The 13,017-nt window shown below is 42.0% G+C and carries 12 protein-coding genes; 8 read left to right on the top strand and 4 right to left on the bottom strand.

From position 1 onward, the window contains the following. The first annotated feature begins 101 nt into the window (after window positions 1-101). Entirely contained in the window at window positions 102-1,937 is a 1,836-nt protein-coding gene (locus P2W82_RS15220; protein ID WP_336516762.1) for a CocE/NonD family hydrolase, read from the top strand. Window positions 1,938-2,051: 114 nt separating this feature from the next. On the opposite strand, the gene P2W82_RS15215 is transcribed toward P2W82_RS15220, so the two are convergent. Beyond that, window positions 2,052-2,504, bottom strand: coding sequence for a Uma2 family endonuclease (locus tag P2W82_RS15215; RefSeq protein WP_336516761.1), 453 nt, complete (start codon window positions 2,502-2,504; stop codon window positions 2,052-2,054). A gap of 149 nt (window positions 2,505-2,653) precedes the next feature. On the opposite strand from P2W82_RS15215, the gene P2W82_RS15210 reads away from it, so the two are divergent. From P2W82_RS15210 to P2W82_RS15195, 4 genes are read left to right on the top strand one after another with little or no spacing between them, the layout of a single operon-like run. Continuing rightward, the gene (locus P2W82_RS15210; protein ID WP_336516760.1) at window positions 2,654-4,282 is read left to right on the top strand and encodes an acyl-CoA carboxylase subunit beta; all 1,629 of its coding nucleotides are present in this window, start codon (window positions 2,654-2,656) and stop codon (window positions 4,280-4,282) included. A 56-nt stretch (window positions 4,283-4,338) separates the two neighbouring features. Further along, window positions 4,339-5,139 (top strand): PhzF family phenazine biosynthesis protein, encoded by an 801-nt coding sequence (locus tag P2W82_RS15205; RefSeq protein ID WP_336516759.1) that lies wholly within the window; start codon window positions 4,339-4,341, stop codon window positions 5,137-5,139. Beyond that, window positions 5,129-5,602 carry a ribonuclease HI gene (rnhA, locus tag P2W82_RS15200; protein ID WP_336516758.1) on the top strand — a complete coding sequence of 158 codons (474 nt, stop codon included), beginning with the start codon at window positions 5,129-5,131 and terminating at the stop codon, window positions 5,600-5,602. Before P2W82_RS15205 ends, rnhA begins: the two co-directional genes overlap by 11 nt. Then, window positions 5,599-6,261 (top strand): Dph6-related ATP pyrophosphatase, encoded by a 663-nt coding sequence (locus P2W82_RS15195; RefSeq protein WP_336516757.1) that lies wholly within the window; start codon window positions 5,599-5,601, stop codon window positions 6,259-6,261. Before rnhA ends, P2W82_RS15195 begins: the two co-directional genes overlap by 4 nt. Before the next feature lie 15 nt (window positions 6,262-6,276). Here the strand turns inward: P2W82_RS15195 and P2W82_RS15190 are convergent, their stop codons facing one another. Next, window positions 6,277-6,849, bottom strand: a complete 573-nt coding sequence (locus tag P2W82_RS15190) for a DUF6580 family putative transport protein (protein ID WP_336516756.1) — start codon at window positions 6,847-6,849, stop codon at window positions 6,277-6,279. Between the two features lie 238 nt (window positions 6,850-7,087). Further along, window positions 7,088-8,290 (bottom strand): mannose-6-phosphate isomerase, class I, encoded by a 1,203-nt coding sequence (gene manA, locus P2W82_RS15185; RefSeq protein ID WP_336516755.1) that lies wholly within the window; start codon window positions 8,288-8,290, stop codon window positions 7,088-7,090. 60 nt (window positions 8,291-8,350) lie between these two features. On the opposite strand from manA, the gene P2W82_RS15180 reads away from it, so the two are divergent. Continuing rightward, window positions 8,351-8,704 (top strand): YraN family protein, encoded by a 354-nt coding sequence (locus P2W82_RS15180; RefSeq protein WP_336516754.1) that lies wholly within the window; start codon window positions 8,351-8,353, stop codon window positions 8,702-8,704. 303 nt (window positions 8,705-9,007) lie between these two features. Here P2W82_RS15180 and P2W82_RS15175 read toward each other — a convergent pair whose 3' ends face one another. After that, on the bottom strand, window positions 9,008-9,541 hold the full coding sequence (locus tag P2W82_RS15175) for a YkgJ family cysteine cluster protein (RefSeq protein WP_336516753.1): 534 nt from the start codon (window positions 9,539-9,541) through the stop codon (window positions 9,008-9,010). 161 nt (window positions 9,542-9,702) lie between these two features. On the opposite strand from P2W82_RS15175, the gene xerD reads away from it, so the two are divergent. After that, window positions 9,703-10,602, top strand: a complete 900-nt coding sequence (gene xerD, locus P2W82_RS15170) for a site-specific tyrosine recombinase XerD (RefSeq protein WP_336516752.1) — start codon at window positions 9,703-9,705, stop codon at window positions 10,600-10,602. Window positions 10,603-11,285: 683 nt separating this feature from the next. Next, window positions 11,286-12,974 carry a M1 family metallopeptidase gene (locus P2W82_RS15165; protein WP_336516751.1) on the top strand — a complete coding sequence of 563 codons (1,689 nt, stop codon included), beginning with the start codon at window positions 11,286-11,288 and terminating at the stop codon, window positions 12,972-12,974. The last annotated feature ends 43 nt before the right edge of the window (window positions 12,975-13,017 follow it).

Here is a 13,017-nt window from a genome sequence, read left to right as displayed (position 1 = left end):
AATTGACGAAACCTTTAAAAAGGTTATCGTAATAATTGAGTCTGCTTCATGCAAGACTCTTGCAGCACCATGCCTTTTTACATTAAAACTTACTACTTACTATGCGTAAATCACCCCTGTGTATAGCAATCGCTCTCCTGCTTTTCCCAACATTGTTTGCACAAAATAAAACTGCATTTCTCAAAGAAAACTTCGACAAAATCGAGGTATATATCCCGATGAGGGATGGAGTAAGATTGTACACCGTGATCTTTCAACCTAAGGACAGCACAACAGATTATCCATTTCTCATGGAAAGAACACCATACAGTGCTGGTCCGTATGGAGAGGGTGAATTTCCTTATACTGTCGGGCCGAATGTTGGGCTTCTCGAAGGAAAATACATTTTTGTTACTCAGGATGTTCGTGGCCGGTATAAAAGCGAAGGCAACTTCGAGGAGATGACTCCGAATATCGAAAACAAAACCTCAGCAAAACAAACCGACGAAAGTTCCGATACTTACGATACGATTGAGTGGCTGTTGAAAAATATCAAACACCATAACGGACGTGTGGGAATACACGGGATCTCCTATCCTGGTTTCTATGCTACTGCTTCTCTTCCGGGTGCGCACCCTGCCATCAAAGCGGTTTCTCCACAGGCTCCGGTGACCGATGAGTTTATTGGGGACGACGTAAATCACAAAGGGGCTTTCTTCCTCATGGATAATTTTTCTTTCATGAATTATTTTGACAAAGAAAGAAAGGGTCCGGTGGAAAGTTATGGGAGCCAGATTTTCAATGCTGATATAAAAGATGCATACGATTTCTATTTGCGCCTGGGTACTGTAGGAAATGCAAACGGTATGGATTATTTCAACAACAAAGCGAAAATCTGGAATGAAATAACCACACATGATACTTACGACGACTATTGGAAAGCGCGTAATATCCGTACCTCTTTAAAAAACATAAAACCCGCTGTACTCGTTGTTGGCGGATGGTTTGACGCAGAAGATCTGTTTGGCGCGTTGGAAACCTATCGGGCAATTGAGAAACAAAATCCAGGTGCCGACAATAAACTGGTAATGGGTCCCTGGACGCACGGCGCATGGGCCAGCCCGAACTGGAGCAGGTATGCAGGAATTAATTTCGATCAGAATACCAGCAAATTTTACCAGGACTCGATTGAAACTGTTTTCTTCAATTACCACCTGAAGGACGTCGGTTCGCCACTCAATTTTGAGGCAAAAATCTTTGAAACAGGAAGCAATACCTGGAAGAGCTATCAGCAATGGCCACCCGAAAATGCGACACCTCTTAACATTTACCTCCATAGCGGCGCCAGGCTGAATACTACGGTTCCTTCTTCGAAAGAAGGATACACCATGTATAACAGCGATCCTGATCGCCCGGTGCCTTATACCGCAAAAAAATCCGGACGCAGAAATAACGAGTACATGGCAGAGGACCAGACATTCGCTTCAGAAAGAAAAGATGTTGCTTCTTTTACCGGTGAAGTATTGGAAAATGATTTACTGATTTCTGGTCCGGTAAAAGCAGAATTGAAGGTGAGCACTTCGGGTACAGATGCCGATTTTGTTGTAAAAATTATTGATGTGGAACCCTCTGTTGACGGAAAGCCGGAAGTCCAACGCCTGGTTCGTGCTGAAGTGATCCGTGGTAAATTCAGAAATGATTTTTCAAAACCTGTCGCTTTCACACCCAATAAAATTGAAAGTGTAAATCTCGATATTCCGGATATTGCTCATCTGTTCAAAAAAGGACATAAGCTGATGATACAGATCCAGAGTTCCTGGTTCCCATTAGTCGACAGAAATCCGCAGAAATTCATGCATATTCCTTCTGCAAAACTGACGGATTTCAGAAATGCACAGATCAGGATATACCACCAGCAGGATAATCCCTCAAGAATTATTTTCCCTGTAATACATTAACCCCCGAACAATAGTTTTTACCACGAAGATTTGTATCTACCAGATTCCTGAAATATCAATTGCAAATCTGCAGTCATCAAACTCAAACTCATAAAGAGCATTCCTGCTTTTCATTTAAAGTTGATAAGCGGCGCCATTCCACCTGGATATTTCAATCGTGGGATCGTGTGTGCCGATGATCAGATAGTATTTAACTTTCTGGGATTCATAAAGATAAAATTTGCTATGCCGGTCTTTAAGGAGTGGAGAATGTGACAATATTTCGGCCACCAGTGTCGGTGGAAAGTCAAGATACTTTTCCTTGATTTCCTGGCGCACTACCAGCATGTCGAGGTCAATAGTGTCATCAGCTATCCGATAGTAAATGGGTTGGCATACCGTACAGTTCCGGCATTCTTTTAACTGTCCGTGAAACAAAGAAGTAAGATTAAACGCGATGCATTGATGCTCTGGCACAAATGATGGACTCATTGCATAAGGAATATTTTCAATCTGCTCCCATTTTCCCTCCCATTGTTCTTTGTTGGTATAAGTGTAGAGAGGAAGTATTTTCACCGGTGAACCCATCGTTAAAAAACTTTTCTTAAAGATGTACAATTGGGAAGGAACTGTCTAATTCATTGAGAGAAGCTTCGCACCTGTTCCTATCTGATGTAACTATCGCTATCTTTAACCGGCCACTGTAACCCTTTAACTTATAACATTCAACTTTCTGCATGGATATCAACTTCAATAAAAATGAAGACCAGATGAAACTAGCACTCAGTGAGATGCGCACCAAAATGGAGCTGGTATCACTGGGTGGTGGGAAAAAGGCTATTGAGAAGCAACACGAAAAAAACAAATTAACTGCACGCGAACGAATTGCTTATCTGTGCGATAAAGACAAGCCTTTTATTGAAATAGGTGCTTTTGCAGGTGATGGTATGTATCCCGAATATGGTGGATGCCCTGCAGGAGGAACTGTTGGCGGACTTGCCTATGTGAGTGGGCGACTATGTGTAATCGCAGCAAACGATCAGACGGTGAAGGCCGGTGCCTGGTTTCCAATCACCGGTAAAAAGAATTTAAGATTACAGGAAATAGCACTTGAAAACAGGTTACCTATTATTTATCTTGTTGATAGTGCCGGAGTTTTTCTTCCTATGCAGGATGAAATATTTCCAGACAAAGAACATTTCGGAAGGATATTCAGGAACAATGCGAGAATGAGCGGGATGGGCATCGTGCAGATTGCTGCGGTGATGGGTGCATGCGTTGCCGGTGGAGCCTATCTGCCGATCATGAGCGATGAAACGTTGATGGTGGAAGGGAATGGATCAATCTTTCTTGCCGGCCCTTATCTTGTTAAAGCTGCCATAGGTGAAGATATCGACCAGGAAACTTTGGGCGGAGCTGTTACACATACCGAAATATCAGGGATTGCAGACTATAAATTCAAGACTGAAGAAGAATGCCTTGATGAAGTAAAAAGAATTATGTCGAGGATTGGTTCGCCTACCCTTGCCGGTTATCATCGGATTAAACCGGTTCAGCCGAAAAAGAATTCATCAGACATCTATGGGATAATGCCGGCGGACAGTTCGAAACCATATGACATGCTGGAGATTATCGAGCGGATAATTGATGATTCTGCATTTGATCAGTTCAAGGAGGATTACGGCAAAACAATCATTTGCGGCTATGGTCGAATTGATGGATGGGCAGTGGGAATTGTCGCGAATCAACGCAAAATGGTGAAGAGTAAAAAGGGTGAAATGCAGATGGGTGGTGTTATCTACAACGACAGCGCTGATAAGGCGGCACGATTTATCATGAATTGCAATCAGAAAAAAATTCCATTATTATTTCTGCAGGATGTGACAGGATTTATGGTAGGCAGCCGAAGTGAACATGCAGGAATTATCAAGGACGGCGCAAAAATGGTGAATGCAGTAGCCAATAGCATCGTTCCGAAAATCACCATCATTGTTGGTAATTCTTATGGTGCAGGCAACTATGCGATGTGCGGAAAAGCTTATGATCCGCGATTTATTTTTGCTTGGCCCAGCGCAAAGATCGCTGTTATGGGAGGTGAACAGGCTGCGAAAACTTTGTTGCAGATACAGGTGTCTGGGATGAAGGCAAAAGGCCAGGAAATTTCACCCGAACAGGAGAAGAAATTACTGGACGATATCACTAAAAAATATCAGTCGCAAACGAGTCCTTACTATGCGGCAGCAAGATTGTGGGTAGATGGCATTATCGATCCGGTGCAAACCAGGCAGATCGTGTCTGAATGCATAGCGGCTGCCAATAATGCACCCATTGCAGAGAGTATGAAACTCGGCGTCTTCCAGGTTTAACGTTCAACGTTGAACGTTAAACGTTAAACGTTATTTTTGCAGCTCAACTTTTACAAATGACGATACCTATATACCAGGTGGATGCTTTCTGTTCGAATCCTTTCCAGGGAAATCCTGCAGCGGTTTGCACGTTGGAAAAAGCATTGCCTGAGCACATGATGCAGAAAATCGCAATGGAAAATAACCTTGCAGAAACTGCTTTTGTTGTGCCTGAAGGTGAAGACTTCAGCATACGCTGGTTTACACCTGCCGTTGAAGTTGCGCTTTGCGGTCACGCAACACTGGCATCTGCATTCGTGTATTACAATCTGCTCGGATATAACAAACCAGAAATCCGTTTTCATTCCAAAAGCGGAGTACTGATCGTAAAAAAAGAAAGTGATGGGAAATTCACGCTGGATTTCCCTGCAGATTTCCCTGTTGAAGTCCCCCATCCACCCGCAGAAATTTTTGATGGCCTGGATATAACACCCGTAAAAGTGTACAAAGGCAAATTCGATTATTTCGTAGAGCTCGAATCACAATCTGATATTGATTCACTGAAACCTGACATGCGCAAAATTGCGGTTATACCCTCCCGTGGTGTACTCGCAACTGCGAAAGGTGATGATGTCGATTTTGTATCACGTTGCTTTTTCCCACAGTCAGGAATAGACGAAGATCCGGTTACGGGTTCAGCGCATTGTCTGCTCGTTCCTTACTGGAGTCTAAAAACCGGTAAGAAGAATTTAAAAGCTATTCAGCTTTCTTCACGCAAAGGATGGCTGGATTGTGAATTAAGAGACGACCGTGTGCTGATGAGTGGCTACGGAGTTCTTTTCCTGAAAGGTGAAATCTATATCCCTGATGCTGAATGAAAACGGCCTCTCCATTTACACGGATGGTTCTGCGCGCGGAAATCCCGGACGTGGCGGTTATGGTGTGCTCCTGATCTGGAAGAATACAAAAAAAGAATTGTCAGGCGGCTACAGGCTTACTACCAATAACAGGATGGAGATACTTTCTGTAATTGTTGGCTTGGAAGCCCTTACACGTACAGGTCTTGATATTACTATTTATTCCGACAGCCAATATGTGACTAAATCTATTACCGAAGGATGGCTGGAAAACTGGATGCGCACGGATTTCAAAGGCGGCAAAAAAAACAGTGATCTCTGGCGACGACTTTATCCTCTGCTGAAAAAACATCGCATCAAAATGGTTTGGGTAAAAGGGCACGCTTCAAACCCTTACAACAATCGTTGTGATGAACTTGCTACGCAGGCTGCAGATGGCAGTAACCTCGAAATTGATTCTGTTTACGAAGAAACACTGGAATGACAACCATGGTAAATAACCCTTCACTTTGTTCCTGGAGCGGTGGAAAAGACAGCTGCTTCGCTTTAATTAAAGCGGAACAAGAAGGATTTATTCCCACAGTACTTCTGAATGTGCTGAATGAAGAAGGAAAGATCTCAAGGTCTCACGGCATACCTTCGGCTGTGCTTCAACGGCAGGCTGAGCTGGCCGGTATCCCTATCCGATTGATTTCATCGTCATGGGCAGATTACGAAACAAAGTTTACCGACGCTTTAATCAATTTAAAAACCAGGTTCAATGTAAGTCATGCTGTTTTCGGCGACATTGACCTGCAATCGCACCGTGACTGGGAAGAAAAAGTGTGCAGCAATGCCGGTCTGGAAGCAGTATTGCCGCTATGGCAAATTGACCGCGAACGCCTACTGGATCAGATGCTGGACGGAGGCATCGAAACGATGATCATCAGCTGCAATGAAGTCATGGGAGAAAAATTTCTCGGCCAGATCCTGACAAAGGATCTTGCTGAAGAATTGAAATTACTCGACGTCGATGTCTGCGGTGAAAACGGAGAATTTCATACCCTCGTTTTGAACTGTTCCTTATTCAGTCAGAAACTTGAAATAAAGAAAGGCGCAAAACTCCATCACGAAGGATATTGGTTCCTCCAGGTAAGTCTTTAAAAATAGGTAAAACAGTTAAGAGACTTTTTCTCTTGCAGTCTGCGGTACAAAATAATGTTTGAGCAGGTATGCTCCGCCAAATAAAATCAGACTAAAGAACAATGTCCCGTACAAACTTCCTTTCAGGAATGGCAATGCATCATTGTAACACATCAATAATCCATCGAATGTCTTTGCACGTTTAAGGCCTGCACCTTCAATCCACACCATAAAGTTGGACGTGAGGAAATAAATAACAGGAGCTATGATCGATCCACCAAGAATCTGTACCGGTTTTTCAGGTTTAATGAAAAAGCCAATAACAGTCAGCGCAGCGAATAAAATATAAACCGTGATCTGCCCTTCATAAAAACCCTGTATTTCACCAATGCCGTTGATGTAAAGAATCTGGTAGAAAATATCAGATATCAGCATGGAAAGAATTGGAAGAGCGAATGAAAGCTTTTTATCCTTGATAAATGATCCGCCAAAAACTGCCATGGCAATCTGAGGCGCAAAGCCCCAGGGCCTGCCCGGAATCGCACGATAAACAGCGGCAATAATTACGAGTAAAACGAAAGAAATCAATACGTTCCTGTTGGCTTTCATCAGCAGAAAAATTTAGGAGGCAAAACTATGATTTTATTCCCTTTTTTCAGCAACGGTTTTCCACAGGGTGGGTACAAGGCAACAGGCAGGAGGCAGGAGATCGGAGGCAGGAGATTTAGTTGATGGCTGAAAGTATAAAGTTTTCTGTTGTTGATACTGCCTGTATTCCGTATGCTGTATCTTCCTGTTTCCGGCTTTAAGTTTCTCTTCTCTGTTTTTTCCTTCTGTTTTCTGTATTCTACAATTTCTCCACCGGTACTGCTGCCGTAAACCATTCACAATCACCGTCTGCCCTGACTTCATAATTTTCACCTGCAGGGAAAAACAAAGAATGACCTTTTTCAATGTGTATCCAGGTATCACCCGAATGCCAGTTGGCTTTACCATTCAATAGAATTACAATTTCCGGCCCTTGCGTAGCTCCTCTTAAAAATTCTCCGGCTTTCAATGAAGTATGATAAATCACAAAATCCGGGACAGGACAGGGATATTTCTTTACATGACCATTGACTTCGCCTTCGATAATCCGGGGATGTGTGTATTCGAATATGGTATGTTTCAACAATTCCGGTACGTCGATATATTTCGGTGTGAGGCCGGCGCGCAATACATTATCAGAGTTTGACATCAGTTCCATATTCTGCCCTTCCATATAGGCATGAGGAACGCCGGCAGCCTGAAATATCCCTTCTCCTCTTGCCAGTTGTACAATGTTGAAAAAATAAATGGAAAATATCCCGCGGTCGAGATTTTTAAAATCGGGTTTGCTGTTTACCAGCACCCTTCCAGCCCAGAAATCAGGTGAAGATTTTGATAATTGACCTGCTTCGTAAAGTGGTACTATTTTCTGTGCGAGAGGTTGAAGCAGTTTATCAACTCCTTCCTGTGGTAACTCCATTACAAACTGGTACAAACCCTCAATTCCCTTTGCTTCAAATATCGGAAGCAAAGTATTGAACCATTCGCTGTTCTCAAGTATATAGTGAAGATTGGGTGAAAAGCCGTGAAGCAGCCAGAAATCGCTTAGCGCTACCATCACTTCAGGCTTATGATTTCGGTCTTTATAATTTCTGTGCGCAGCTGATTGAGGAATACCCAGCGCTTCCTCCCGGTCAAAACCTTTTTCTGCTTCAGTTTTTGTTGGATGCACCTGGATGGACAACATATCTTTTACATCCAGTATTTTGAGGAGATAAGGCAATTCCCCGAAATAGTTATTTACTTTTTCTCCAAGCCATTTCGCCGGGTCTTTTTTAATCGCATCAGCCAGGGAAACAGACTCATTTTCGGTTAGGCCTATGCGGGACACACCTCCCGGATGGGTGCCCAGCCAGTATTCAGCAAAAGGCTTATGATCAGTATTTTCTATAGATAAAAGTGAGGGAATAAAATCCGTTCCTCCCCAGGCATAATGCTGTATTTTTCCTTTCAAAGGCTGCATAAAAACGTTTTTTTCAACCGGTGCGATAATTATTTTCGAAGTTAACCAAAATCATACCGTATGGCGAAGCACAATGATACCGGCAAAGAGGGTGAAGAACTTGCGGCCACCTGGCTCCAGTCCAACGGTTTTGAGATCGTTAAACGCAATTGGCGCCATTTCAGGTATGAAATCGACATCATAGCATCAAAAAAAAATTGTATCCATTTTATTGAAGTAAAAACCAGGAAAAGCAAAGCCTATGGCTTCCCTGAAGAACAGGTGAGTAAATCAAAATTGAAACAGATGGTTGCTTCTGGAGCAGAATATCTTTACCAGTTTGGTAGCTGGGACAGTGTCCGGTATGATATTCTTGCTATTAATATCCGCGAGCCCGAATCAGAATTTCTTTTTATCGAAGATGTGTATTGCTGAGATCATTACAAGAAGGCAGGAAGGCATTTTTATTTCTTCCTGTCTTCCCGACTTCTTGTTGAAATTCTTTAATCTAAACTCTATTTTTTACAAGAAGGCAGGAAGGCATTTTTATTTCTTCCTGTCTTCCCGACTTCTTGTTGAAATTCTTTAAACTAAACTCTATTTTTTACAAGAAGGCAGGAAGGCATTTTTCTTCCTGTCTTCCTGACTTCTTGTTAAAATTCTTTAAACTAAACACTATTTGTTTACAAGAAGGCAGGAAGGCATTGAGAAGGCAGGAAGGCATTTTTCAACTGCGAGCTAAACAATAGCAACAGGATACTCCAATTTAAAATCTTTTTTCGCAAGGTCTTCCATCATTTCCACCCAACGAAAAGTAGCCGGGCAATACTCAATGTTCTGACGATGGATATGAACGTAGTCAATCATTTTCTTTTTTGCGAGATGCGGGAACCCGGCGCAATCGGCAGGTCTTACCTCATAAATAGAACACATGTTGGTTGACAGGTTCAGAAACTGGCAGGGCTGTTTTACATTCATCCAATCACCGGTGCGGTCAAGATAAAGCCATTTCTCTTTAAATGCCACCGGCGTCATACCCAGGTGAGAAGAAATTCTTTTAATATCTACCGGTGTGAATGTAGGAGACATTTTCTTGCAACAATTTGCGCAACTCAGGCAGTCGACTTCTTTCCACACTTCTTTATCCAGTGTGGCAGATATTTTATCCAGATTGCGTGGAGGTTTTTTTTCAAGACGGGTGAGAAATCCTTTCATCCGGCGTTTGTTTGCCTTCATCTGCTTTCTGAAATGCCTGAGATTAACCGCTTCCATACGGGGAGATAAAATTATTTTGATGCTGTGTCAGGGAGCGAAAATAACAGAATAAATCTGATTTATATTCAATGCAAGCCTCGCAAAAACGGTTATTGAATAACTGGTGAATAAATAATCATCCATGTATCTTTATCTTTTTCTTTTGCGAACGAAATATCATGTGGGAACCATATAAAAAAGGTTTTATAGCTTATCTGAAACTCGAGAAATCACTTGCCGGGCATTCCGTTGAAGCCTATTCCCGCGACCTCGAAAAGCTAACCCAGTTTCTTGACTATATTGGGAAAAAAGTACAACCTCAGGATATCAGTCTGCAGGACCTTCAGCAATTCGTGCAATGGATCGCGTCGATGGGCATGAGTGACCGTACCCAGGCCAGGATCATCTCGGGAATGCGGGGCTTTTATAAATATTGCATCGACGAGAGTATTGTAAAAACCGATCCTACAGAATTGCTCGAAGCTCCAAAACTCAAACGCAAACTCCCGGACACCTTAAGCTATGAAGAGATTGAGAAGATCATTGCCGAAATCGATCTTAGCACACCGGAAGGCACAAGAAATAAAGCGATGCTGGAAACACTCTACAGCTGTGGTTTAAGGGTAAGTGAATTGGTTTCATTAAGGAGATCCCATCTTTATACAGAGACAGGCTTTATCCGGGTAATTGGTAAAGGCGATAAGGAACGGCTGGTACCGATCGGTAGCGATGCTGTCAAATACCTGAATATTTACCTGAATACAATCAGGCCTCATGTGCCTGTTCAACCTGGGTATGAAGATTATGTTTTTCTGAACAGACGCGGCAAGGGGCTGACAAGAATCATGGTTTTTTATATCATCCGCGATCTGGCGCACCATGCAGGAATAAAAAAAACAATTTCTCCGCACACTTTCAGACACTCTTTCGCCACACATCTCGTAGAAGGGGGCGCCGACCTGAGGGCAGTACAGGAAATGCTGGGACATGAAAGCATTACAACCACAGAAATTTATACTCATCTGGATCGGGAGTTTTTGAGAGAGACTTTGAGAAAATATCATCCGGGATTCAGATGAAGAGAGGCGTAGTTCAAAGCTGAAAGTTGAAGGTTGTAGGTGTTACGTTAGCTTTTGCCTGGTCGGCGCCAGTCATTATTAAGTTGTAATCAGATATTATGTTGTCATCTTATACCTTGCAATTTCTCTTCGCTAAAGCCAGGAGTTAAAAAGATTTGAGCTGTTTTCATTTTTGATTCCTATCAGATGAAATGTTTTTGTTAATAGATTTATTAAGAAGGAGGAAAGACATTTTTGAGATTATTTTAAATTGTGAATCGAATGGCTATTTTGTGTTGCTTATAGATATTTAATTTTTACGGTCATAAACAGGACGCTCCTGACGGAGCGGCAAATTGGTTCCAAATTCGGTTTTCTTGTTACAATCAGGACGCTCCGATGGAGCGGAAGAAACTATGATATAAGCACCTGGTGTTGATTTCAAAAATTGTCAATCATAAAACGTTTCTTTATTTCAGCACGACACATAATACATTGCCATATCTGATACTCAATCCCAAACACCAACAGAGTCAAATACCGGCCTCTTGCTCCGTTAGGAGCATCCTGTTTGTAGCAACCGTTCACAATCCTGAAAAGTTATAATGCTTTTTCAGTTGCCTCTTGCTTCAGCCAGAAGATGAAAAGATTTGGAACCGGAACATCTTTTTCGCAACTATCTTTTCCATCGTATCTTCCCTCCTATGCTGTTTCAATCCAATCTCAAAAGACATTTGCTTTTAAATAAATTCATTTCCAGGATTTACTTAATTATTTTATGCTGCAGTGTTTCTTTGACTATCCAGGCAAAAGATATATACCCAAAGAACTTTGATATCGACATCCAGCATTACAAGTTCGAACTATTACTATCAGGACAATCAAACTTAATCGTTGGCAAAGCCACTGTAAACGTTTTGTTTAAAAAGTCCGGCATTACAGAATTCCGGCTGGACTTGAGTTCCCTGATCGACACGGGCAAATCGAAAGGAAAGGGAATGAAAATAGACAGCATTATTGCCAATAATAAAAAGCTGGATCATCAGCATATAAAGGATGTAATACTCATCCGATGCGATCCTTCAAAAGCCGATAGGCAAAATTCTTTTATTATTTTCTATCGCGGCGTTCCCGCCACCGGACTTCATATCAAGCCCAACAAATATGGCGATACGACTTTCTTTAGCGATAACTGGCCCGATCTCACGCGTAACTGGTTGCCGGTAATTGATCACCCTTATGATAAGGCAACCTGTGAATTCATTGTGACAGCTCCTGAACGTTTTTCTGTTGTATCCAATGGAATCAAACTTGAAGAAAGCAGTGTTGGCAAGGGCTTCAAAAAAACACACTGGAAACAATCGGTACCAATTTCTTCATGGCTATATGTTTTAGGTGTTGCAGAGTTTGCCGTTCAATATGTTGATCAATTCGAGGGGAAATCAATTGAAACCTGGGTGATACGCCAGGCGAGGGATTCCGGCTTCAAGGTTTTTGCTGAGCCTTCCAAAGAAGTACTGGCATTTTATTCGGATTATGTAGGACCCTTTGCCTATGAGAAACTTGCCAATATTCAATCCAACAGTGTAAGTGGCGGCATGGAGGCAGCGTCAGCTATTTTATATGCAGAGAATTCTGTTTCCCTTGAAAATATAAAAAGGTGGCGGGATGTTATCATACATGAAATCGCTCATCAATGGTTCGGCAATGCAGTAACAGAATCCGATTGGGATGATGTTTGGTTGAGTGAAGGTTTTGCAACTTATTTTACAGACCTTTTTATCGAACATGCTTATGGACATGACGTATTCTCGGAAAGAATGCAGCAGGAACGAAAACGTGTCTACATGCATCATAAAGAATTACCGGAACACAGCGTTATACATAATAATCTTGATGACATGAGTAAGGTAACTTCTGCACAAACCTATTATAAGGGAGCCTGGATATTACACATGTTACGCAACGACATCGGTGAACCCGCATTTAAACAAGGCATCAGGAATTACTATAAAAAATATTTCAACAGCAATTCCACTACCGCAGATTTTCAGCTAGAAATGGAACAGGTATCCGGCAAAGATCTTTCCGGGTTTTTCAGACAATGGCTTGTTCAAAAAGGAAACCTGTTTTTAAAAGGCAGCTGGATCTATTCAAAAAATACAGAACAGGTAACAGTTACGCTACAACAAACACAATCTTCGGGTTCATATAATGTCCCTGTCGAGATAGGATTATTCTATAATGGTAAATTATTGCCCGAAATTCACAAAGTCATTTTATCTGATAAGTCTGTTAACATTTTTAGTTTTAAAGTAGCAGAAGAACCCAAAATTGTAGATATTGATCCGAGGGTTGTGCTGTTGTGCAATTCTGAGTTTTCAAAAAAATGACCGGCAACTTTACAGTGCCGGTCTGGAATCGAAGCTATTTTTC

The sequence above is a fragment of the Pollutibacter soli genome, from assembly GCA_029269725.1.
GTDB classification, from domain to species: Bacteria; Bacteroidota; Bacteroidia; order Chitinophagales; family Chitinophagaceae; genus Pollutibacter; species Pollutibacter soli.
The sequence above is the reverse complement of the archived record's forward strand: the minus strand, read 5'-3'. Positions and strand labels throughout refer to the sequence as shown.

Coding starts and splice junctions, on each gene's coding strand:
- P2W82_RS15220 (WP_336516762.1), top strand. CDS start 102: ATGCGTAAATCACCCCTGTGTATAGCAATCGCTCTCCTGCTTTTCCCA.
- P2W82_RS15215 (WP_336516761.1), bottom strand. CDS start 2,504: ATGGGTTCACCGGTGAAAATACTTCCTCTCTACACTTATACCAACAAA.
- P2W82_RS15210 (WP_336516760.1), top strand. CDS start 2,654: ATGGATATCAACTTCAATAAAAATGAAGACCAGATGAAACTAGCACTC.
- P2W82_RS15205 (WP_336516759.1), top strand. CDS start 4,339: ATGACGATACCTATATACCAGGTGGATGCTTTCTGTTCGAATCCTTTC.
- rnhA (WP_336516758.1), top strand. CDS start 5,129: ATGCTGAATGAAAACGGCCTCTCCATTTACACGGATGGTTCTGCGCGC.
- P2W82_RS15195 (WP_336516757.1), top strand. CDS start 5,599: ATGACAACCATGGTAAATAACCCTTCACTTTGTTCCTGGAGCGGTGGA.
- P2W82_RS15190 (WP_336516756.1), bottom strand. CDS start 6,849: ATGAAAGCCAACAGGAACGTATTGATTTCTTTCGTTTTACTCGTAATT.
- manA (WP_336516755.1), bottom strand. CDS start 8,290: ATGCAGCCTTTGAAAGGAAAAATACAGCATTATGCCTGGGGAGGAACG.
- P2W82_RS15180 (WP_336516754.1), top strand. CDS start 8,351: ATGGCGAAGCACAATGATACCGGCAAAGAGGGTGAAGAACTTGCGGCC.
- P2W82_RS15175 (WP_336516753.1), bottom strand. CDS start 9,541: ATGGAAGCGGTTAATCTCAGGCATTTCAGAAAGCAGATGAAGGCAAAC.
- xerD (WP_336516752.1), top strand. CDS start 9,703: ATGTGGGAACCATATAAAAAAGGTTTTATAGCTTATCTGAAACTCGAG.
- P2W82_RS15165 (WP_336516751.1), top strand. CDS start 11,286: ATGCTGTTTCAATCCAATCTCAAAAGACATTTGCTTTTAAATAAATTC.